The sequence below is a fragment of the Kurthia gibsonii genome, assembly GCF_006539985.1.
Taxonomy (GTDB): domain Bacteria; phylum Bacillota; class Bacilli; order Bacillales_A; family Planococcaceae; genus Kurthia; species Kurthia gibsonii.
In genome coordinates, this window is the sequence record NZ_BJOB01000010.1 from 26,137 (window position 1) to 49,544 (window position 23,408).

Consider the following 23,408-nt stretch of genomic DNA (forward strand, 5'->3'; position numbering starts at 1 on the left):
AATAATTTATTTACTTAACTAAAATATTTTCCAGTACAAAAAAACCGCATAAAATATACGGATTTTTTGCTTTTCATTTAAAGTAAATCATCAAAAACATCTACTTCTTTTTTACGTGGGAAGTCATGAATTTCGCGATTTTGTATCGCGCGTTCAATCATTTCATCGAAATCTGTAAAGCTTTCATAATAATTCATTTTGTCGATTTTGGGTTTAGTTTTTGGACTTGCTGGTGTAAATACCGTACAGCAATCCTCATATGGACGAATCGATGTTTCATACGTACCAATTTTTTGTGCGATATCAATAATTTCAAGCTTATCGTATGTGATTAGCGGACGTAAAATAGGCGTTGTTGTTACATCATTAATAGCTGCTAAACTCTCTAATGTTTGACTCGCTACCTGTCCTAAATTCTCTCCTGTCACTAAGACTTTTGCGTCAATTTCTTTACGAACTAAATCAGAAATTTTCATCATCATACGACGTGTTGAAGTCATCGTTACATTCTCCGGTACATTTTGTTGAATCGTTTGCTGAATTTCTGTAAATGGAATAATGTGTAGACGAACTTTACCACCAAATTGACTGATTTGTTGACAAAGATCTTTTACTTTTTCAAGTGATTGGTCACTTGTGAACGGCGGACTAAAGAAATGAATCGCTTCAATTCGCACACCACGCTTCATAATGAAGTATGCTGCTACGGGGCTATCAATCCCACCTGATAATAATAGAAGTGCTTTACCATTTGAACCAACTGGTAAACCTGTAGCACCTGGAATTTTCTCCACCATCATATATGTGCCATTTTCACGTACTTCCACAACTAATTCAATTTCTGGATTTTTCATTTGAACCGTCATGCCTGGCAGTGTCGTTAACACATGCCCTGCTAAATCACGATTTAATTCATATGTGTCTAATTCAAATTTTTTATAAGCACGACGTACATTCACTTTGAATGTTTTACCTTTGTAATCGATTCCTTCAACAATCTTTACAGCGAGTGCTTTCATTTCTTGTAAATCGGTTTTACATTCTGCTACTGGACTAAATGATTGTATGCCGAAAACACGTGGTAAACGTTCTAATAAAATTGCCATCTCATGTTCATGACTACTTCTTAAATACATACGATCATGCTCTGAACGAATACGTAAATCTGTTACATCTTGAAAAACAAAACGTAGATTTTCACGTAGACGACTAATGAATTGTTTACGGTTCTTTCCTTTTGTTGAAATTTCACCGTAACGAATTAAAATTTCATGCCATTTCATATTTTTTGACCTCTCCCTTAACTTGCTGAATCACGCGTTCTATAATGTCTTTTACTTGCTGAATTTCCTCATCTGTATTAAACATCCCAAAGCTAATACGCACAACACCACGTGCATATTCATGTGGCACATTCATCGCAGATACAACATGACTAACCTTTGTATCTTTTGAATGACAAGCACTTGAAGTAGAAATAATGACATTATGCGCTTGCATCGCATTAATCATCACTTCACCTTTGATACCTGAAACTGCATAACTAACAATATGAGGTGCACCCTGATTCGTTGATAGTACACGAATTGCTTTAAATTGCTGTAAAAATTCATGTAGCTCATTGCGCCACATGCTATATTTCCTCGCATTCACTTGTTGCTGTTCAGCAGATAAACGAATCGCTTTTGATAATGCCACATACTGAGGAACAGCTACTGTACCGCTGCGCAACCCCATCTCTTGACCACCGCCATGAATGAGTGGTTCAAGTGTCATTTGTTTACGAAAAACTGCTACACCTGTTCCTTTTAGTGCGTGTAGTTTATGACCGGAAATTGTAATTGCATCTGGCCCTGCTTCACTTGCAAAACGGATTGGTAACTTACCAAAACTTTGCACCGCATCCACATGGAAAAAAGCACGACTTTCTCGATGAACAATTTGTGCAATTTGTTCAATCGGTTGAATCGCACCCACTTCATTATTCACATGCATGACACTTACAAGTACCGTATCTTTTTGCAATTTTCGCTGTAAATCTTCTAAGTCGATAATACCTGTTGTTGTGACGTCCACATAATCAACTGTAAATCCTTCTTGTTCTAAAGCACGCACACTTTCTAATACCGACGCATGCTCAATCGCTGAAACTAAAATATGCTTTCCTCGATGTGTATTTGCTCGCGCAATGCCTTTTATAATAAAATTATTCGATTCTGAACCACCTGAAGTAAATACAACTTGTTCAGCTGTTGTGCCAAAAACATCGGCTACTTGTTGGCGAGAACGATTTAATAATTTATTTGTTTCGACACCCATTTCATGCAATGAAGCTGGATTTGCGTAAAAACGTTCATTCGCTTGAATAAACGTACGCATAATTTGTTCATCTGGCTTCGTCGTCGCACTGTTGTCTAAATAAATCATATTGACCCTTCCTTCTATCGTACATATTCAATTATTATATCAAAAAGAATAACAGATGTCTTACACCTTTGCTTACAATGTAAAAGAGGTTAGAGCAAACATTCGCTCCAACCCCTAATTAAGTGCATATTAAACACGTGTTACTGTTTGTTTCGCTAAACCTTCGATTCGCTTTAAAGCACCTGGTTCTGCTGCTTCTACTGCTGTCGCAACCACTTCTAACGCTTTTGTGTAACGTAAATTAGTAAAAGCAAGCTCTGCTTCTGTTAATTTTTCATCCATACCAGGTTTTGAAGTACGGTAACGATTACCATATTGAATCAATAATTCAATTAACTGAACATTACTTAACATTTCTTCAATTACACCTTCTGCTTCAGTAATTAATTCATTTGATTTTTTTAAGTTTGCGGCAATCACGCCTACATTAATCGGTACTTCTAATAATTCTTGCTTTACAACGTCTAATTGTTGATCAGCTTCTTTAAAGCGAGCGATAATCTCATCTGGAATACCTGGCATATTCGCTTTTTGAATTTTACGCTCTAGTAAACGAAGGCGCTGTTCAAACGATTCTAGCTGTTCACGTCCTTCATTTTCATGAACACGTAAGTCTACTAATTTTTTAGAAAATTCTTCAATCTCTTTTTTCTTAATTTCAATAAGCTTATCTAAATCTTCTAATTCTTCTTTTAGAATAGAGTAAGCAGATTGTTCTTCTTTTACTTCCACACATAATAAATCGTAACGCTGCTTATACGTATTTAAAGCTGAACGGCATTGACGAGGCATTGCAAGTTCCTGTGTTGTTAAATGATAACTTTTTTGAACAACTTCTGCTTCATACTGCATTTCATCTACAGCTAAAAGTAAATCTTCTAAACGTGTGCCTAACTTTGTAAAATTAGAATCCACAAATTGTTTTGCATGGACTTCATTTTCAAGTGCTTCATAATAGGCATCAATATCTTTTTTCATTTGTTCTACTTGTTCAATTGCATTTTCAGTTTCTAACTGCACCAACTGCTCTTTTAATATAGGTAATTGCGCTTCAATTGCATCCAATTTTTCTGGCAACTCTAAGTGTAAGAGGAAGAATGATTGCTGTTCCATCGAACGATAACCATTACGTAAGTCAGATAAATCATTTGGTATCTTATGCTGCACATCTGTCAACAACGTTGGAATCTCCGTAATTAAGCGTAGAATTTCTTTACCTTCATGATCTAACTCTTTCACAATTTCTTTCGCTTCTAAATAGTTACCTTCTGCTGTTAGTCGCTCATAAGCTTCAAATTTTTCTGGGAATACAGCTAAACGGCTTTCAAGTAGATTTCCTGCTTCCCCAAATGAATACTGGTGTGCGAGTAAGGTCTTGCGTGATGTACGGTAATCTAATTTTAAATTTTCGATTTCCACACGACTTTTCTTTTCGCTTTCAATTAAATCATTTAGTTCTGTTAGAATATTTTCGAGCTCACCATCACAAGCATCAATACGCTGTTCCACCTCTTCTTCAATTTGTGTAGCTTTTTTAAATTGGAACTTATCTACGGTTTCTTCTGCCTGGATTAGTTGTTGTTCAATTTGAACTAAGTCACCATCCATCATATCAGTCCATTTATTGCGCCATCTCTCAAACATTTCTTCTGCCTGACCACTCATATTTAACTTTTTCACTTTCGATAATTCCTCTAAAACTGGTTTGTTTTGAAGGTCTAACCTTTTTTGATCCAATCTACTAATCTCAGTATGATGTTTTTTGCGGTACACAAAAAGTACGACCACAAAAATCAATAGTACGATGACAATTGGAATGATATAATTGTACATCATATGCCCCCTATCTCTTCTATCAGGTTTTCTGCCTACTTATATTATTTTAATATTACCATGTTTCATTTCTTTTTGTTCACCATTTGTATGCGATTTTGTGTTTTTTTCAATTTTTTGTACTTTTTTTAAGCCATTAGGAGGTTTTCCCATGAAAAGAAACGGACATATTCATACACCTTTCTGCCCACATGGCGCGAAAGATTCTTTCGAGCAATATATTGAACAGGCAATTCAAGCAGGTTTTGAAGATATTACTTTTACAGAACATGCTCCTTTACCAACAAATTTTGTAGATCCAACACCTTTGCAAGATAGTGGTATGCAACCAAAAGATGTAGCTACGTATATTAAAATATTGCAAAACTTACAAGCTCAATATGCGAACAACATAAAAATCCGCATTGGTTTTGAAATTGATTATATAATAGGGTATGAAAAAGAAACAAAACAATGGTTACATACATATGGTCCTGTAATAGACGATGCTATTTTATCTGTTCATTTTTTAAGAATTAACGGAGAATATGTTTGTATTGATTACTCAGATAATGTTTTTATGGATACCGTTCAAAAAGTCGGTTCAGTTGAACGATTATATCATATGTATTATGATACAGTTCAGCAGTCGATTGAAGCCGATTTAGGGACTTTTAAACCAAAGAGAATTGGACATCCAACACTCATCCATAAATTTCAACATGCTCATCAAGAAACGATTGACGATCACGAACAGATTGAACATGTTTTACAATCCATCAAACATCATAACTATGAGCTTGACGTAAATAGTGCGGGATATGCTAAGAAATTTTGTTTAGAATCTTACCCACCTATTCGTTATATCGAACACGCAAAACAATTACAAATTCCTCTCGTTTTTGGTTCGGATGCTCATCAAGCAAAAGACTTTGACCAGTTCTTTGAGGAATTACAACCGTATTTATAGAAAAGGAAGTGGCTTTATATGTTTACACCACAAAATATTGAAGGTTCATCAAAAGAAAAATATGTTATGTTATCAAAACAACTAGCAGCATTAACAGAAGGCGAAACAGATCACATCGCTATTTTAAGTAATGCATCAGCTTTATTAAACCAAGCGCTTGATACAATTAACTGGTGTGGTTTTTATTTATATAAAAATGACGAGTTATTATTAGGTCCATTCCAAGGCTTACCAGCTTGTGTACACATCGCTCTTGGTCGTGGTGTTTGCGGTACAGCTGCAAGCGAATTAAAAACATATCGTGTAGAAGACGTGCATGCTTTCCCAGGACATATCGCTTGTGATGCTGCATCCAATTCTGAAATTGTCGTACCAATTGTAATCAACGGAGAACTATACGGCGTACTTGACATTGATAGCCCAATCAAAAATCGCTTCTCAGAAGAAGACCAAGAAGGTATTGAGCTATTTGTCGAAACACTTCAAAAATTTTTAGTATAAGCAAACACAAAAAGAGAAATCCCTTTAAAAAATAATGGGACTTCTCTTTTTTCAATTCCTTTTCTCTATTAAAGAATCTCTTTAATTTCCATCTTTTTCGTGTATATTTGAGCTTGATTTTTCCCATTACCTTTTGCAAAATATAACGCTGCATCCGCTTCTTTAAATAAACTTTGATATGTTACATGCTTTCGGTGATGATTCCAATAAGAAATTCCTGCAGAAACTGTTACTTTAGGAACTGTCTCGGTAGCAATACGTTGTGAAATACGCGCTATGATTTGTTGACTATTCATCAACTGATTATTCGGTAGATAAACAGCTAGTTCTTCCCCGCCCCAACGCGCTCCAATTCCACACTCCCCTACTTCTTCTTGAATAATTTTTGCTACATGCTCTAAAACACGATCTCCTTGATGATGACCGAATTTATCATTTACTTGTTTGAAGTCATCAATGTCAAATAATACAAAAACACCTTGTCTATCGATGTGCATCGACTCCTCAACAAAGCTATCTAGATAATGGCGCGCAAAAAGTTTGGTTAAATTATCGCGATTTACCATCTCCTGTAGCTGTTCACGTAAAATAACATTTGAAATTGCCAATGAAGAGTGACGAATAATCGATTGGATTAATTTATAACTATCAAAGGAGAAGTAATAAGCCTCTTCATGTACTAATAACACAAAGCCATGCACTTTCTCTCGAATAATGATAGGTACAGCCATCAATGATGCGTATGGTATTTCTAAATCAATTAATTCTTGAAAATCTGCAACAAACAGTGGCTCATTCGTTCTTGAAAAGTGCTTACCAATGTACTCCAAATAAACAGCTGATTCATTTGAATAAAAATAAGGTGTTGTTCCCGTCTCTATCTCTAATCGTTGGTTCATAAAAACAAATGCCAATTCAGAAGGCTTAAATGCTTTTGAAATTTGTTTCGACAAATATTCAAGCATTTCTTTTTGTGATAAGTTCATATTCAAATCATGAAATGACTCATTAATAAACTGTAAATCGTTGACAAGTCGATGCGATTGCCCATATAACTTTGCATTTTCTAACGCTTTACCTGATGTATCGCCTAAAAAACTTAGTTTTCTTTCATCATATTCTGTGAAGTGGTATTTCCCATGCTTTTCAATACGGATTACACCGTATGTTCCTTGACGCCCCTTGATTGGAGCACATAAAGATGTTAGTCCATGTTCTTCAAAATTTTCATACACTAAATGACCCGATACAAACGATTCTGTTGTCGCAGGTCTTTCATTAATATAGTCATATACCGATACATTTTTAGGTAGTTGATGTTCTTGATCATTCGATAAAATCAATTGATGTTCATATTGAGAAAATTTACTTTCTAATTCTTGTAAAAGCGTATCTATAATATGCTTAGTATTCATTGTTGAGTGGAATAATTCTGTCATTTTTAACAATTCTTTATTCAAAAGATTTTCTGCACGATTTTGATATTGTTGCTTAATTGTACGTGCAGACTCATAGAATGACTTCATTAATTCCGCAAAGTAATCACTTTGTTTTACTTCTTCCCATTTAGGTGAAGAAGTAAAAAACAATACTCCTTCTACATCGCCTTTTTGTCGAATGATTAAAGCATCATTCACTTCTGGATGATGGATTTGTACGCTTGATACAAGATGATGAATTGAATTATTTTGTATATGTGTGAGAATACAATCTAAAGCGATATGATGAGATTGAAAATCTTGTTGATGATGTCTTAGCTTTCGTAATTGTTTTTCTTCTATAAAATAGTACTCTACATTTTTTAATTGGAATTGTTGATACAAGAATTCATTTAAATAACTATAATATGAGAAGGTATTAAATCCATCGCGATGAATTTCAATCCATAAGTCCAATATATGCCCTTTAATTGCATCCATAATATGTTGATCTCGCAAATGTAATCACCTATTTTCGTTTAATAGACACAAGATTCTTAATCTGTATTATACACAAATAGGTTCTTTTATACTACTTCTATTTAACCAAGTTCAAAAAAAACAATTTTTTTAATTAATTTGTCCGTTATTCCCCTCATTTTCTTGACATACCAATCTATGCGCTATACAATAGAATTTGTGTAAAATAAACGCAGCGGTTGTATGGTATTGTCGTTTATTCTGTTCCTCTAGTTCTGCTAGACGGAGTAGGAGTAATTCTTAGGCTGCATGAACGAAACTACTTGAATATAGAATAACTGCTTTGCTAAATACAGCTGATTTTTGTTTTATGCCAAATAAAAATCATAGGAGGGACTTTAAATGTCTCGTTATACAGGTCCATCTTGGAAACTATCTCGTCGTTTAGGCATTTCTTTAAGCGGTACTGGTAAAGAAATCGAAAAGCGTCCATACGCTCCAGGTCAACACGGTCCAACTCAACGTAAAAAATTATCTGAGTATGGTCTACAATTACAAGAAAAACAAAAACTTCGTCATATGTACGGTATGACTGAACGTCAATTCCACAACTTATTCGTTAAAGCTGGTAAAATGAATGGTGTTCATGGTGAAAACTTCATGATCCTTCTTGAAACTCGCTTGGACAACTTAGTTTACCGTCTTGGCTTAGCTCGCACTCGTCGCGGCGCTCGTCAATTAGTAAACCATGGTCACGTAACAGTTGATGGTAAACGCGTTGATATCCCATCATACAGCGTAAAACCAGGTCAAGTTATTTCTCTTCGTGAAAAATCTCTTAACCTTACTGCTGTAAACGAAGCAATCGAAGCTAACGCATTCGTTCCAGAATACTTAACTTTCGATGCTGACAACAAAGTTGGTACTTTCACTCGCCTACCAGAGCGCTCTGAATTATCAGCTGAAATCAACGAAGCTTACATCGTAGAGTTCTACTCTCGTTAATCTTTTTGATTCAAAAAACCTTGAAAACGTTGTTTTCAAGGTTTTTTTGTTGTTTAAACATATAATTTATAACAAAAATACACTTGTTTTCTTTCGCCGATAAACATATTTTCTCTTTCCATACCTCACACCTTTCACTTAAAATGATACATCGAAAAATGGTACAAAATATGAAGTAGGAAATATGGTGAAAATTGATCGTGTTGATTTTACCATTACATTTGCAAAATTATCGGATGGTGAAAAAATATAAAGCCTAAAGGCAAGGCTCTTACACTAGAGATAACTGCAAACAAAAAAGTACTACTTGCTTCTACAGAATTTACACTTTATAAAAACGGTAAGAAACAAGAAAGTTACTTCGGTGAAACGAATCATCTAGATGATGATTTAGATAAGAACAAAACGGTTAAAAGTGTATTACAATATGATGTTGAAGGTGCTGAAGAATATGAGCTTATTTATAAACCAGCCTATGTAAGTGACAAAAAATAATATAAGTGGCATATTGAAGTAAAATAAATCTATTTAATTGAAAGGAAGATGATTTACAGGACGCTACTATTCAATTAACTTTGGATTAGGCAATGCTTTTGAAGATTTGTTTGAAGATATTGGAAAAGATAAGTCATACGCAGAAGAAAATGTGGAACTAAATCGCCAACAGATTAAAATCCATGATGATGAAAGGAAACTCCTTAACACATCACATCGGAATGGTATTGCTCCTACTGCTTTGGAAGATGTGCTTGTCGATTTCGGTGAACATCGTTACTACAGTAATTAGATGGATGTATAAATATAAAACAGGTTAAAAAACTGGAAACGCACGACAGCGCGATTCCAGCTTTTCTTATGTTCATATGGGATGATGTTTTTATACTTATATCCCAGTCCACTTAAATTTTATAGTTGTGTAAGACCTAAAAAGATTCCTACACAAGCAAATATAATAGCAGAAATAACAGCCACTGATAAAATCATCGTAAAGAATGCCTTCCATTTGGAGTATTGATGTACTTCCGATAACATAACAATCCCCACAATAAACGTATAGATAGAACAAATAACCGTTAAAATACCCACGATAATTGCTAACGTAATTGATCCAGCTGTCTGATTTAAATCCGTATTATAAAAATTAGCCGGATATGCAATTAAATAAATAATTACAAACGGGAAAAGTAAAAAGTGAGGAAATGTTAGGAACATTGAACCTTTATATAAAGCTACAAAACTACCTGTTCCCTTTAGAATTTTACCCACTAACCAATAAAAGAATGCTGTAAAAATACTACCTACAATTAAAGCAAAAATGGCACCTACTGCTCCAGCAAATATAATGATGAAAGAGTTTGGTAAGTCACCTGAACTTGTCACCATATTCTTTTGATCCATTGTCCCAAATAAACTTGTTGCCCATGCACCTAAGAAAGCAAGAAAGAATATACCCCAAAAACTGCGTTCCATCAATACGCTTTTCACCGTATCAACTGGATGAAACCAGAGATGTGTAAAGGGATTTACTTTTTTATGCATGCTCATCCTCCTAATTAATAAAACATGAATTTTTTGATATTATTAGAATTTACCCTGATTTCTTTTAGGACAAACAGCCTCCATTTATTGTTACTTTGCAAAAAAGAAGAACCACAACATTGTGTGATTCTTCCAGATTGAGTATTGATTATTCTACTTCTCCGCCCCACATCATCATACCGCCATTCATATTCGTTACATCGTAACCTTGTTGCTCTAAAAATTGTGTTGCTTGACCTGAGCGTCCACCTGAGCGACATACCATAATATATGGTGTATTTTTATCTAATTCATGCATTCTAAATTCTAATAAACCTAAAGGAATATGAGTAATGCCAGGAATTTTTCCTGCTTCTACTTCTTCTACTTCGCGTACATCGATTAAATGTAGTTGTTCACCTGCTGCTAACTTTTCTTGTACTTCTGTTGTTGTAATAGTTTTCATTCTATATGCTCCTCTTTTATACTTATGGGGGTATTAAAAATAGTAAAAAGAAGTACGAAACGACTTCTTTTTAGCGACTTTTCACAAGAAGATTCACAGCTTCTTGAATAAGCTCTTCATGTGTTTTATCGTCTGTATTCCCTTCGCCTTGGATACAGTGTACTAAATTCGTACTAACGACTAAGCCAATTGTACGATCGATTGCTGAACGAGCAGCAGATAATTGTGTAATGACTTGTTTACAGTCTTTACCTTCATCCATCATGCGTAAAATCCCTTGAATCTGTCCATCGATGCGTTTCAGTCTGTTTCGAACTTGTTGATCATATTCCACTATTTTTACCTCCCATCATTTATTTATATCGCTATGATATACCCCGCAAGGTATTTAGTCAAGCATTTCAAATTCAGAAGTTCATCATACACTATGTTATAATTTTTGAAAAGAAATGTGAAGGAGGATTTTCATGCGGATTATCTCAATTTGTCCAAGTAATACAGAAATCGTTGCTTTACTCGGCTTGACTGATTCACTCATTGCTGTTGATGATTTTTCAGATTGGCCACAGGTTGTACACACATTACCAAAATTAGGGCCTGATTTATCCATTGATTTAGATGCATTAGAAGCCTTAAAACCTGACATCGTTCTATCTTCTCTCAGTGTTCCTGGTATGGAAAAGAATGTTGAAGGTTTAAAAGAACGCGGGATTCCTCAACTCATTTTAAATGCAAATTCACTTGATGAGATCATTGAAGAAGTCCGTCTGGTTGGGAAAGCTTGCGGTGTTGCAGTTCGTGCGGAAGAATTTGCAACAGCTTATGAAGCAAAAAGACATGAACTACATACCATTTCTCAATCAATCAATGAACATCCTTCACTTTATTGGGAATGGTGGCCCAATCCCATTTTCACACCTGGAAAAGTGAATTGGTTAACAGAAATCAGTCAACTCGCCGGTGGCCGCAATGCTTTTGAAGATGTTGAATTAGCTAGTGTTATGACTGATTTTGATGATGTAAAAAATCGAAATCCAGATTATATTTTTTTATCATGGGTAGGTGTAGCTTATGAACGTATCAATCCAAAAGTCGTATTAAGGCGTGATGGATGGCAAGAGATGAATGCTGTAAAAAATGAATGCATTTTTAAAATGGAAGAATGGCTTTACTGTCGCCCATCTCCTCGTCTTTTAATTGGTGCGATTCAACTTGCCAAACGAATTCATCCTGACGCATATGCACATGTAGAAACCCCGTCTTTTTTAACAATATAATAGGAAGAAACTCATTTTCCATTCATAAAAAGAGAAGGAATCGACTAGTTGCGATTCCTTCTTTTTTGCATTCAAATGCGATTTATTATGAAAACTTCACCATGAAGTATTTTTTCTTACCACGACGAATGATTGTGAAGGCATCCTCTAAACGGTCTTTTGCATCAACTGTGTAGTCAAGGTCTTGTACTTTCTCACCGTTTACGGAGATTGCACCATTTGTTACATCTTCACGCGCTTGACGTTTTGAAGGTGAGATTTTAGCTTCTACTAACAATTCAACAATATTTGTATCTGCTTTCGCTACTTCTACAGATGGAACACCTGAGAATGCTACTTTCATCTCATCTGCTGATAAAGCTTTTAAGTCACCTGAGAATAGCGCAGCTGTAATTTTTAATGCTTGCTCTAAACCTTCTTCACCATGAATCATTTTTGTCATTTCAGCAGCTAATGTTTTTTGAGCTTCACGTAAATGTGCTTCTGTTTCTACTTTTTCAGCTAAAGCTTCAATTTCAGCACGTGTTAAGAAAGTAAAGATTTTTAAGTATTTCACAACATCCGCATCTGCTGTGTTTAACCAGAATTGGTAGAATTCATATGGAGATGTTTTTTCACCATCTAACCAAATCGCGCCACCAGCTGTTTTACCAAATTTCGTACCATCTGCTTTTGTCACAAGTGGAATTGTAAAACCAAATGCTTTTGCTTCTTCATCATGTGTTTTACGAATTACTTCTAGACCTGTTGTAATATTACCCCATTGATCAGAGCCACCCACTTGAATACGTACATTGTGGTGATCGTATAAATGATTAAAGTCCATACCTTGAATTAGTGTGTATGTGAATTCAGTGAATGATAGACCTGATTCTAAGCGAGAAGAAATCGTATCCTTACCTAGCATGTAATTAATATTAATTAATTTACCATAGTCACGTAAAAATTCGATTGTTGTCATATTGCCGAACCAATCGTAGTTATTCACTAATTTTGCGCCATTCGCTTCATCTTTGAAGTCGAAAATACGACCTAGTTGTCCTTTGATGCAGTCTACATTGTGTTGAATTTGTTCTTCTGTTAATAAATTACGCTCTGAAGAACGACCTGATGGGTCACCAATCATTCCAGTTGCACCACCTACTAGTAATACAGGTTGGTGACCAGCTTGTTGGAAACGACGTAATGTTAGCATTGGAACGATGTGACCGATATGCATCGAATCTGCTGTTGGATCTACACCTACGTATAACGATACTTTTTCTTCGTCTAGTAATTTCGCCATGCCTTCTTCATCTGTTTGCTGGTACAACAAACCACGCCATGTTAAGTCTTCAATTAATGCATTTGTCATTGTTATTCCTCCTAATAATAAAAAAATCGTCCCTGCCATCATATTGATGCAGGGACGTTAGGGACGAATAACGCGGTACCACCCGGCTTGGAGAAATGCTTGTCATCTCTCCCGCTCTATCGCTTTAACGCAGCGGCTACGTCGTTACTCCAAATGTGTAATTCAAAACAAAATTATGGTTAGCTTGCACCGACCGCTAACTCTCTGAACAGGGAATTTTGTTTCTACTGCGCATTTTTCTCCGTACGAAATATATACCTGTTACTTTACTTTAGTTCATTTTTTTTGTCAATGTTTAAATTGTTCACACATAAGTGAGTCATTTTCATGTAATATTAAGTATGTATGCAAAAATTTTAACCGTCTATTATTTGGAATATATTTGCTATAAGTAGGGTAAAATATTGTATACTATTTTTACGTAAGAGATGCTAAAGTTAATAACGGTTCATACATATGTCCATTGCATCGATTCATTTATAATTAAAAAAAGAAAAATCGATTGTATTATACAGTCTAGTGACCAGTTAAAAAATGTATAGTTGCAATACCTTTTTTAACCTGATTTAAACTGAAGGAGGAAGGTCATTTTTAAAGTAGCAATACTCTCAAAAGAGTTTTAAAAATGATCGTTCGAGTGATATCCATGAAAAAGCTATTAGAGAGTTGGGATCAACATATACAAGCATTTTCCGACAGGCCATTTATGAAATATTTCCGTATTTCATCCAGCGTAATTTGGAATTTATTCTTATTATTCTTAACGCTTATGCTTGTCGGAATTGTCTTTTTAGGTTCTATTGGTGCAGGTTATTTTGCATCACTAGTAAAAGATGAAAAGCTCTCATCAAAGCAAGAAATGCGTGAGACCATTTTTAACTATGATGAGACCAGTCAGTTATACTTCGCTAATAATCAATATTTAGGGAAGATGCGAACTGATTTAGAAAGAACAGAAACAACTTTAAAACAAGTATCACCTAAAGTAATTGATGCTGTACTTGCGACAGAAGATGAATACTTCTATGAACATAACGGCATTGTACCAAAGGCTGTATTCCGTGGTTTATTACAAGATGTATCGAATTCGTCTATGCAAACAGGTGGTTCGACACTGACACAACAATTAATTAAAAACCAAGTCTTAACAAATGAAGTATCTTATGAACGTAAAGCAAAAGAATTACTGCTTGCCATGCGTTTAGAGCACTTCATGACAAAAGATGAGATTTTAGAAGCATATTTGAATATTATCCCGTATGGTCGTAATTCGACTGGCCGTAATATTGCAGGTGTTGAAACAGCTTCAAAAGGAATTTTCAATAAGAGCGCTTCAGACTTGAGTTTACCACAAGCTGCTTATATTGCGGGGATTCCACAATCTCCATTTGCTTATACACCTTATACGCAAACTGGACAATTAAAAGATAAAAAGATGTTACAACTTGGCGTAAATCGTATGAAAACAGTACTTTATCGTATGCATGAAACAGGTTATATTTCAGATGCAGAATATAAAAAAGCACTTAAATATAACATCGTGAAAGATTTTCGCGCACGCGAAAAACAAGCAACAGAAAAATATCCATACGTAACATATGAAATTGAAGATCAAGCAAAAGGTATTATGGCAAAAATTCTGGCGAAAAAAGACGGTATTGAAGCAAAACGTATTGATAAAGAATCCAAATTACGTGAAAAATACACAATTTTAGCTGACCGAGAATTACGTTCAAAAGGCTATAAAATTTATTCGACAATTGACAAAAAATTATATGATGCGATGGATACAGCGAAGGACTCATTCCCTTATTACGGAGCTACTTATACGAAGAATGTAACAGACCCTGAAACAGGTGAAACAAAACCTGTAGCGGACCCTGTTCAAGTAGGTGGCGTAGTTATCGAAAATGAGACAGGCCGTTTACTAAGCTTCATCGGTGGTCGAGACTTCAAACTCGAAGAACTCAATCATGCAACACAAGCAAAACGTTCAAACGGTTCAACAATGAAACCTTTACTTGTTTACGCACCTGCAATTGAATATGGTCGTATTGGTGCTGGTAGCCCTGTAGCCGATGTGAAATTTAATTATGGTGGCTGGCAACCTTCTAACTTTGATGTGAATGAAGAACGTGGTATTGTTTCTGCACGTGACGCTTTAAAAGACTCATTAAACTTACCTGCGATTCGTTTATACGCTCAAATTATGGCGAATAAACCTGCAAACTTCTTAGAAAAAATGGGCTTCTCAAATCTAGATGCAGATGATTATACAAACTACTCAACATCGATTGGTGCTTTAAAATACGGCGTAACAGTAGAAGAAAATGCCAATGCATTTGCGACATTCGCAAACGGCGGAGATTTCGTTGATGCATATGTGGTGGAAAAAATTGTAGACCGTGACGGTAAAACGATTTACAAACACAAGTCGAAAAAGAAACGCGTATTCTCTGAAGAAACATCGTATATCATTACAGATATGCTAAGAGATGTATTCAATGGCGGTACAGGTTCAAAAGCAAAAGGCAGCCTAAACTTTAGTGGTGATTTTGCTGGTAAAACAGGTACATCTCAAGAATATAAAGATGTATGGTTAGTCGGCTACAACCCGAAAATCACATTAGGTGTATGGATGGGTTATGACCAACCAAAAACATTAAATCAATATAACGGCGCTTATTTCGATCCAAGTACACGTGTCAACTTATTCTGGGCGCGTGTTATGAACTCGATTTATAGTACAGATCCAAAACTTGCAACAGCTGGTGGTAGCTCATTTACACGCCCTCCAAATGTTGTGAATCGTTCATTCTGTGCAGATACTGGTGGTTATTCTGGATGTGGTAACATGACATCTGATTTATTCAATGGTTCATTGTCTGTTCCTCCAGTAACTATCTCTTCTTTATTATCACCATTCGGTGGTACGCTACCAGCAAAGAAAGGTATAAATAACACTACGACAGATAAAAAGAATGAAGCATCTAGCAATAATTCGAATTCATCAAGTTCGAATTATACTCAAACAAATAAACCAGCTACTGGTAGTTCAAATAATTCAACAGGTTCTGGCAACACATCAAAACCAGAATCAAACAATAAGCCACCAGCTACCAACAATGGTAGTAGTGGCAATAGTTCGAATAAACCAAATACAGGTACAGAAGAAAAACCAAGTACAGGCGGTGGAAATTCAGGTAGCGGTTCTAACCAATCTACTGAAAAACCAAAGCCAGATGATTCAAAAGAAGATAAAGAATAGTAAAAGAGAAGTGGGGTCTACCTACTTCTCTTTTTCATTTCTTAAAAAATAAAAAAACCGCGCCATCGCGATTTTTTTATTATTACACATACAATTTTTTAATCATCTTCCATTGTAGACAAATCACCTGTCGGTAAATTTAATTCCCATGCTTTTAATACACGACGCATGATTTTACCACTTCTTGTTTTTGGTAACTTCTCTTTAAACTCAATTTCACGTGGCGCTGCATGTGCCGCCAAACCCTTCTTTACAAAATCCTTAATATTCGCTTCAAGCTCTGGTGTTGGTGTAACACCTTCACGTAATGCAATAAAAGCTTTAATAATTTCCCCTCTTACTGGATCCGGCTTTCCAATAACACCGGCCTCCACAATATCAGGATGTTCTAATAATTTACTCTCTACTTCAAACGGTCCGACACGCTCTCCGGCTGTCATAATCACATCATCAATTCTCCCTTGGAACCAGAAGTAACCTTCATCATCCATATAAGCGGAATCTCCTGAAACATACCATTCGTCTTTTAAAAAGTACGAATCATAGCGTTCTGGATTATTCCAAATTTGGCGCATCATTGATGGCCACCCCTTTTTAATCGCTAAGTTCCCCATTGTGAACGGTGGTACTTCTATTCCTTGATCATTTACAATTGTCGCTTCAATACCCGGTAATGGTTTTCCCATAGAACCTGGCTTAATATCCATTGAAGGATAATTACAAATCATCTGCGCTCCTGTCTCCGTCATCCACCATGTATCATGAATACGATGATGTAACACTTCTTTTCCCCATTTAATAACTTCTGGGTTTAATGGCTCCCCTACAGATAATACATGACGTACATGACTTAAATCATACTGTTCAACCACATGATTACCTGCCCCCATTAACATTCGAAATGCTGTAGGCGCACTATACCATATCGTTACTTTATACTTTTCTAATGCACCGTACCAAGCTTCCGGTGAAAATCGTCCCCCAACGATGACCATCGAAATACCATGTAACCATGGTGCAAAAATGCCATAAGCTGTTCCCGTTACCCAACCTGGGTCAGCTGTACACCAATAAATATCATCATCTTTTAAATCTAAAACCCATTTAGCACTTTGATATTGTTGAATCATTGCATTGTGTACATGTAAAACCCCTTTTGGTTTACCAGTTGAACCAGACGTATAATGTAGAACAGCCCCATCTTCTAGCGTTACCCACTCTACTGAGAATTGATCCGAAGCTTGCTCCATTAATCGATTAAAATCAAAAATTTGTTCTGTTTCTTCGATTTCTTCTCCTACTACAAAAATCTTTTTCAAATGTGGTAGTCGATCAACTGGAACACGCGGTAACAACTCTGGTGTCGTTACTAAAACCGAAGCTTCACTATCATATAGACGATCATACACTGCTACTTCCATAAAAGCTTCAAATAAAGGTCCAACGATAACACCTTTTTTAATCGCCCCAAGTAAAGCAATATAAAGCTCTGGTGTGCGTGGCATGAAAATAAATAAGCGATCCCCTTTTTTCAAATCTGCGTAATTTGAAAATACATTTGCTGCTCGATTAGATAACTTTTTCATTTCCCCAAATGAATAGGCTTCTTTTCGATGTGCATCTTCATAATATAAAGCAATACGATTTTCTTTTTCTGAATCAGCATGGCGGTCGATTGCTTCATGCGCCAAATTGACAAGACTTGTTGTGCTCCATGAAAAAACTTCATTCACTTTCTCCCAATTGAATGTGGCTTTTTCTTTGTCATAATCTACAAGATTAAAATCACCCTTCGTTGCTACTAGTGGTTCAATTCTCATATTTTAACCCCCTTGTTCGATTAATACTATTTTATTATATAACAGATAAAACTGTATTATAATAGAATATATAAAATTGACTGAATAATTCGAAAAAATAAGGATTTTTCGAATTTAAATAGCAAATTTCAGTTAAAATTATACTTTTAGAACGAATATCCTTTTTTGTACACATTTTCGCACTAATCTATCATTTCTTCTCATTTACGTTATTTTTTTCTTTTCACATGATGTATAATAAAAAACAAACGTATCGAAAAGGAGCGGTGGACATTGGAACATATTCGTACATTTTATTCTGAAATCATCGATACCTCGCGTGGCCCAGTCATAGTAGAAGGCCCTGTATTACCTGAAAATTTAGAAAAAATGACATTTCATGAAGATTTAGCTGCATTTCGTCCAGCACCACAACAATTTAAAGCTATTTTGGGCATCTCAAAGCTACCCGAAGGTCGTATCATTGTGTGCAGACAAGATCAGCTAGTCGTCGGTTATACAACATTCGTCTATCCAGACCCACTTGAACGATGGGCTGAAGGCAATATGGAAAATTTAATTGAGCTAGGTGCAATCGAAGTGATTAATGACTTCAGAGGTAATGGTTTAGGAAAAGCAATGCTACGTGTTTCAATGTTAGATGATGCGATGGAAGACTATATTATCATTACAACTGAATATTATTGGCATTGGGATTTAAAGAGAACGGGGTTAAATGTATGGGATTATCGCAAAGTTATGGAGAAAATGATGAATGAAGGCGGACTAGAATATTATGCAACAGACGATCCTGAAATTTCTGCTCATCCTGCAAACTGTCTTATGGCACGTATTGGTAGTCGAGTAGACCGTGCAAGTATTGAAAAATTTGATCGTTTACGTTTTTCAAATCGTTTGATGTATTAAGTAAAGGAGGGCATCATCATGATTGTTGAAAGAATTATGACAAAAGATGTTTTTACGCTTACACCTGAGCATACCTTACAAGATGCTAACCAATTAATGCATGAAAAAAAGATTCGACATTTACCAATTATTAATACAGAGAAACAACTTGTTGGCTTAGTTGCACAACGCGATATTAAAAATACAATTACACATTTATTGAATCAAGATGAAGAAAAAAAGATTCTTCAAACACCTATTTCAGAAATTATGACTAGACACCCTTTAGTTGGACATCCACTCGATTTTGTCGAAGAAGTTGCCCTTCTATTTTATGAACACAAAATTGGTTGTTTACCGATTATTAGTCATAAAAAGTTAGTTGGAATCTTAACAGATAGTGATTTACTTTATAATTACATTGAATTGACAGGTGCGACAAAACCAAGTTCACGAATTGATATACGAATTAAAGATGAGGCAGGGATTTTACATGAAATTACTAGCGTGATTGCACAATATAATGCAAATATTTTAAGTATCTTACTACACCCAGATATTTCCCCTAATCATCAGGTAATCTCGATTCGTGTAAAAAGCATGAATCCTGTTCCAATCATTCGTGCATTACGTAAGGAAGGATTTGATGTGTTATGGCCAAATACACTAGGAATGGACCTTTAGAACAAGATGCAGTCTTTATTTATTCACCAGAGCAACTTGATTATAAATTTTCAGAAACACATCCTTTTAATCAAAAACGTCTTCAATTAACAATGGATTTACTAAAGCAGATTAATGCACTTCAACCCGAACAAATCAAAACAGCTCGTGTTGCTACGGATGAAGAATTGTTGCTCGGTCATGATGCTGCTTATATTGATATTGTCAAAAGAGCAGGTCATGGTGAATTGCGTAATGGTGAGGGCGAAGTTTACGGAATTGGTACAGAAGATACACCTATTTTTAAAAATATGCATGAAGCAAGTGCCATGTTTGTAGGTGGTACGCTTACAGCTTGTGATTATGTGATGCAAGGCAAAACAAATCATGCACTCAACCTTGGTGGCGGATTACATCATGGTTTTCATGGGAAAGCTTCTGGTTTTTGTATTTATAATGATAGTACAGTTGCCATCAAATATATGCAAAAAAAATATGATGCACGCGTACTTTACATAGATACAGATGCGCATCACGGGGATGGTGTACAATGGAGCTTTTACGATGATCCGAATGTATGTACACTATCTATTCATGAAACAGGACGATATCTATTTCCTGGAACGGGTGCGGTAACAGAACGTGGGAATGGTGAAGGGTATGGCACTTCCTTTAATATTCCGCTCGATGCTTTTACAGAAGATGGCTCTTTTTTAGAAGTCTATGAAACAGCCATTCGAGAAGTCATTGCACACTTTAAACCGGATGTTATTTTGACTCAAAATGGTGCAGATGCACATTATTTTGATCCACTTACGCATCTTTACAGTACAATTAAAACATATGAAGTCATACCAAAAATCGCCCATGAACTAGCTCATGAATTTTGTGAAGGGCGCTGGATTGCAGTTGGCGGTGGTGGCTATGATATTTGGCGCGTTGTTCCACGCGCATGGTCAATGGTATGGCTTGCGATGACGAATCAACAAGTTCCAACAGGCGCTATTCCACAAGAATGGTTAGACAATTGGCAAAAAGAAGCACCTGTTACACTCATACCCACATGGGAAGATCCTGAAGATTTATATGAACCAATCCCACGTAAAGAAGAAATTACAGAAAAAAATCAGCAAACACTTGAAAAAGCGTTATACATGATTCGCCAAAATTAAAAGACAGGGATCACAAGTATTTGTGATTCCTGTCTTTTATATTTTACGCTTTTGTTGAATTTCGCTCTTCCATACGGTGTGGTAGAACAACTTGTAATTGTTCTGTCTGTTCTTTGTTCATAATTTTTGTAAGTAAACGCATCGATACAGCACCGATATCATACAGTGGTAAGACCATACTTGTGAGTTGTGGACGTACCATACGTGCTAATTTTGAGTTTTCAAAACTAATCACTTCAATATCGTCTGGTACAGACTTACCAGCATCTTGTGCTGCATGAATAATGCCAATCGCTAACTCATCACTACCTGTAAAATAAGCTGTTGGTGGGTCTGCTAATTCATTTGCATGCACAAAGTCTTCCATCCCACTATCATAAGAATCTTCTGCTGCTAATACAAGATTTTCATCCAGTGCAATACTTGCTTCTTCTAATGCTTTTTGATATCCTACAAACTTATGCTCTTTATTAATTGTTGAAGTGAATGGTCCCGATACGAAGGCAATACGCTTATGACCATTATCAATCAATTTTTTCACTGCTTCATATGCTGCCTGTACATAATCGATATTCACAGCTGGAATCTGCTTAGAATCTTCAACAGAACCGGCTAAAACGATTGGTGATGGTGAATGACTCATTTTGTCTAGAATGGCTTCTGATACATTTTCACTCATCATCACAATCCCATCTACTTGCTTTCCGTACATTGTATCCAATAATTCAATTTCTTTTGCTTCGTTTTGATCAGAATTGGATAAGATAATATTATAACGATACATCGTTGCAATATCCTCAATTCCGCGTGCTAACTCTGCATAGAATACATTTGAAATATCAGGAATAATAACGCCCACTGTTGTCGTTTTCTTACTTGCTAAGCCACGTGCAACGGCATTTGGACGATATTCTAAACGATCAATTACTTCTAATACTTTTTTTCTAGTTGTAGGTTTTACATTGGGATTCCCATTGACTACCCTAGATACCGTTGCCATCGAAACATTTGCTTCACGTGCAACATCATAAATTGTTACGGTCACCGATGACCCTCCTTTTTCGAACTACTTCTAATCATAATATATTGTGTCAACGATTTTCAACAGCTAGTCAAGCAAAAAAGTGACGATTCAAAGGATTTCGAATCGCCACTTACAAATTATGCTTTAATATCGTGTGTTTTCATGAATGTTTGCAATGTATCATAGAATGCATCGAATGTTTCAAAGTCCATTTGTTGTTGCGAATCTGATAGCGCTACTGCTGGATCTGGGTGTACTTCGGCCATCACACCGTCTGCACCAATTGCAATTGCTGCTTTCGCACATGGTAATAATAAATCACGACGACCTGTAGAATGTGTAACATCTACAAATACAGGTAAATGTGTTTCTTGTTTTAAAATTGGAACAGCTGAAATATCTAATGTATTACGTGTTGCTTTTTCGTAAGTACGAATACCACGTTCACATAAAATAATTTGCTCATTCCCTTTTGACATAATGTATTCTGCTGCATGGATGAACTCATCAATTGTTGCTGCTAAACCGCGTTTTAATAAAACTGGCTTATTCGTTTGTCCTGCTGCTTTTAATAATTCAAAGTTTTGCATATTACGTGCACCAATTTGAATAACATCTACATAGTCTAATGCTTCTTCTAAATGTGTTGGCGTAACAATTTCAGATACAATACCTAGACCGTATTTTTGACCAACTTCTTTTAGAATTTTTAACCCCTCTAATCCAAGTCCTTGGAAATCGTATGGTGATGTTCTTGGTTTGTATGCACCACCGCGCATTAATTTCAAACCTTTTTTCGCAATTTCTGCACCGACTGCATCCACTTGTTCGTAAGATTCTACTGCACATGGACCGAATACAAATGATGGCGCTCCTGTACCAATGGGTTCTCCATTCACATTAACGATTGTATCTTCTTTTTTACGTTTACGAGATACAAGTAATTCTTTTTTCGTATTCGTTTGCTGTAAATCTAATGCTTGTTTGAAAATTTCTTTAAATATATGACTAACCGCACCTTCTGTTAGCGGTCCTTGATTATTTTCTTTAATTAAATCGAGCATGTGACGTTCACGTAAAGGATCAAATCGGTTAACACCTTGCTTTTCCTTTGCTTTACCAATCTCTTCAACTAGCTCTGCACGCTTGTTAATCAAGTTTAAAATCTCTAAGTTGATTTCGTCTACTTGATTTCTTAAGTTCTCTAAAATTTCATGACTCATAACCGTTCTCCTCTCTCCTTACGTATCTAGTACTTCCAGCCCACTGAAATGTATGATACATTTTATGATATACATGTATTATAAGCAATCCATTCTTAAAAGTCACGAACTTTTTCTTTAACGCT

Annotated in this window: 20 protein-coding genes and 1 other annotated feature; of the genes, 9 read left to right on the plus strand and 11 right to left on the minus strand. The window is 35.7% G+C overall.

The window, feature by feature from the left end:
- Positions 1-77: 77 nt before the first annotated feature.
- The 3 genes from thiI to KGI01_RS04910 form a co-directional block, all read right to left on the minus strand.
- The gene (gene thiI, locus KGI01_RS04900; protein WP_141273754.1) at positions 78-1,283 is read right to left on the minus strand and encodes a tRNA uracil 4-sulfurtransferase ThiI; all 1,206 of its coding nucleotides are present in this window, start codon (positions 1,281-1,283) and stop codon (positions 78-80) included.
- Positions 1,270-2,427 (minus strand): cysteine desulfurase family protein, encoded by a 1,158-nt coding sequence (locus KGI01_RS04905; RefSeq protein WP_141273755.1) that lies wholly within the window; start codon positions 2,425-2,427, stop codon positions 1,270-1,272. Before KGI01_RS04905 ends, thiI begins: the two co-directional genes overlap by 14 nt.
- A 129-nt stretch (positions 2,428-2,556) precedes the next feature.
- On the minus strand, positions 2,557-4,260 hold the full coding sequence (locus tag KGI01_RS04910; protein ID WP_170214729.1) for a septation ring formation regulator EzrA: 1,704 nt from the start codon (positions 4,258-4,260) through the stop codon (positions 2,557-2,559).
- 151 nt (positions 4,261-4,411) lie between these two features.
- Here KGI01_RS04910 and hisJ point away from each other — a divergent pair, with 151 nt between their 5' ends.
- Positions 4,412-5,209 carry a histidinol-phosphatase HisJ gene (gene hisJ, locus KGI01_RS04915; protein ID WP_141273757.1) on the plus strand — a complete coding sequence of 266 codons (798 nt, stop codon included), beginning with the start codon at positions 4,412-4,414 and terminating at the stop codon, positions 5,207-5,209.
- A gap of 18 nt (positions 5,210-5,227) precedes the next feature.
- Entirely contained in the window at positions 5,228-5,710 is a 483-nt protein-coding gene (locus KGI01_RS04920; RefSeq protein WP_141273758.1) for a free L-methionine (R)-S-oxide reductase MsrC, read from the plus strand.
- A gap of 68 nt (positions 5,711-5,778) precedes the next feature.
- On the opposite strand, the gene KGI01_RS04925 is transcribed toward KGI01_RS04920, so the two are convergent.
- Complete coding sequence (locus KGI01_RS04925; RefSeq protein ID WP_141273759.1) at positions 5,779-7,647, minus strand: sensor domain-containing diguanylate cyclase; 1,869 nt, start codon at positions 7,645-7,647, stop codon at positions 5,779-5,781.
- A gap of 363 nt (positions 7,648-8,010) precedes the next feature.
- Between KGI01_RS04925 and rpsD the strand changes: the two genes are divergently transcribed.
- Both rpsD and KGI01_RS13810 read left to right on the plus strand, forming a co-directional pair.
- Complete coding sequence (rpsD, locus tag KGI01_RS04930) at positions 8,011-8,613, plus strand: 30S ribosomal protein S4 (RefSeq protein ID WP_068451873.1); 603 nt, start codon at positions 8,011-8,013, stop codon at positions 8,611-8,613.
- A 646-nt stretch (positions 8,614-9,259) separates the two neighbouring features.
- On the plus strand, positions 9,260-9,400 hold the full coding sequence (locus tag KGI01_RS13810; protein WP_170214730.1) for a hypothetical protein: 141 nt from the start codon (positions 9,260-9,262) through the stop codon (positions 9,398-9,400).
- Positions 9,401-9,519: 119 nt separating this feature from the next.
- Here the strand turns inward: KGI01_RS13810 and KGI01_RS04940 are convergent, their stop codons facing one another.
- From KGI01_RS04940 to KGI01_RS04950, 3 genes are all read right to left on the minus strand, one after another.
- Positions 9,520-10,152 carry a YIP1 family protein gene (locus KGI01_RS04940; RefSeq protein WP_170214731.1) on the minus strand — a complete coding sequence of 211 codons (633 nt, stop codon included), beginning with the start codon at positions 10,150-10,152 and terminating at the stop codon, positions 9,520-9,522.
- A gap of 148 nt (positions 10,153-10,300) precedes the next feature.
- Positions 10,301-10,597 (minus strand): rhodanese-like domain-containing protein, encoded by a 297-nt coding sequence (locus KGI01_RS04945; protein ID WP_141273761.1) that lies wholly within the window; start codon positions 10,595-10,597, stop codon positions 10,301-10,303.
- A gap of 70 nt (positions 10,598-10,667) precedes the next feature.
- Positions 10,668-10,931: a metal-sensitive transcriptional regulator gene (locus KGI01_RS04950; protein ID WP_068451854.1), complete on the minus strand. Its 264-nt coding sequence runs from the start codon at positions 10,929-10,931 to the stop codon at positions 10,668-10,670.
- A gap of 133 nt (positions 10,932-11,064) precedes the next feature.
- On the opposite strand from KGI01_RS04950, the gene KGI01_RS04955 reads away from it, so the two are divergent.
- Positions 11,065-11,874, plus strand: a complete 810-nt coding sequence (locus KGI01_RS04955; protein ID WP_141273762.1) for a cobalamin-binding protein — start codon at positions 11,065-11,067, stop codon at positions 11,872-11,874.
- Positions 11,875-11,959: 85 nt separating this feature from the next.
- On the opposite strand, the gene tyrS is transcribed toward KGI01_RS04955, so the two are convergent.
- Complete coding sequence (tyrS, locus tag KGI01_RS04960; protein ID WP_141273763.1) at positions 11,960-13,228, minus strand: tyrosine--tRNA ligase; 1,269 nt, start codon at positions 13,226-13,228, stop codon at positions 11,960-11,962.
- A 47-nt stretch (positions 13,229-13,275) separates the two neighbouring features.
- Positions 13,276-13,479: a binding site (T-box leader), on the minus strand.
- 395 nt (positions 13,480-13,874) lie between these two features.
- Here tyrS and KGI01_RS04965 point away from each other — a divergent pair.
- The gene (locus KGI01_RS04965; RefSeq protein WP_141273801.1) at positions 13,875-16,496 is read left to right on the plus strand and encodes a transglycosylase domain-containing protein; all 2,622 of its coding nucleotides are present in this window, start codon (positions 13,875-13,877) and stop codon (positions 16,494-16,496) included.
- 98 nt (positions 16,497-16,594) lie between these two features.
- Here KGI01_RS04965 and acsA read toward each other — a convergent pair whose 3' ends face one another.
- Entirely contained in the window at positions 16,595-18,316 is a 1,722-nt protein-coding gene (gene acsA, locus KGI01_RS04970) for an acetate--CoA ligase (protein WP_141273764.1), read from the minus strand.
- Between the two features lie 273 nt (positions 18,317-18,589).
- Here acsA and KGI01_RS04975 point away from each other — a divergent pair, with 273 nt between their 5' ends.
- From KGI01_RS04975 to KGI01_RS04985, 3 genes are read left to right on the plus strand one after another with little or no spacing between them, the layout of a single operon-like run.
- A complete protein-coding gene (locus KGI01_RS04975; protein WP_141273765.1) occupies positions 18,590-19,222 on the plus strand; it encodes a GNAT family N-acetyltransferase in 633 nt (210 codons plus the stop codon).
- A gap of 18 nt (positions 19,223-19,240) precedes the next feature.
- The gene (locus tag KGI01_RS04980; protein WP_141273766.1) at positions 19,241-19,885 is read left to right on the plus strand and encodes a CBS and ACT domain-containing protein; all 645 of its coding nucleotides are present in this window, start codon (positions 19,241-19,243) and stop codon (positions 19,883-19,885) included.
- A complete protein-coding gene (locus tag KGI01_RS04985) occupies positions 19,855-21,036 on the plus strand; it encodes an acetoin utilization protein AcuC (RefSeq protein WP_141273767.1) in 1,182 nt (393 codons plus the stop codon). Before KGI01_RS04980 ends, KGI01_RS04985 begins: the two co-directional genes overlap by 31 nt.
- Before the next feature lie 43 nt (positions 21,037-21,079).
- Here the strand turns inward: KGI01_RS04985 and ccpA are convergent, their stop codons facing one another.
- On the minus strand, positions 21,080-22,081 hold the full coding sequence (gene ccpA, locus KGI01_RS04990; RefSeq protein ID WP_141273768.1) for a catabolite control protein A: 1,002 nt from the start codon (positions 22,079-22,081) through the stop codon (positions 21,080-21,082).
- Positions 22,082-22,197: 116 nt separating this feature from the next.
- On the minus strand, positions 22,198-23,283 hold the full coding sequence (locus KGI01_RS04995; RefSeq protein WP_141273769.1) for a bifunctional 3-deoxy-7-phosphoheptulonate synthase/chorismate mutase: 1,086 nt from the start codon (positions 23,281-23,283) through the stop codon (positions 22,198-22,200).
- Positions 23,284-23,408: the final 125 nt, after the last annotated feature.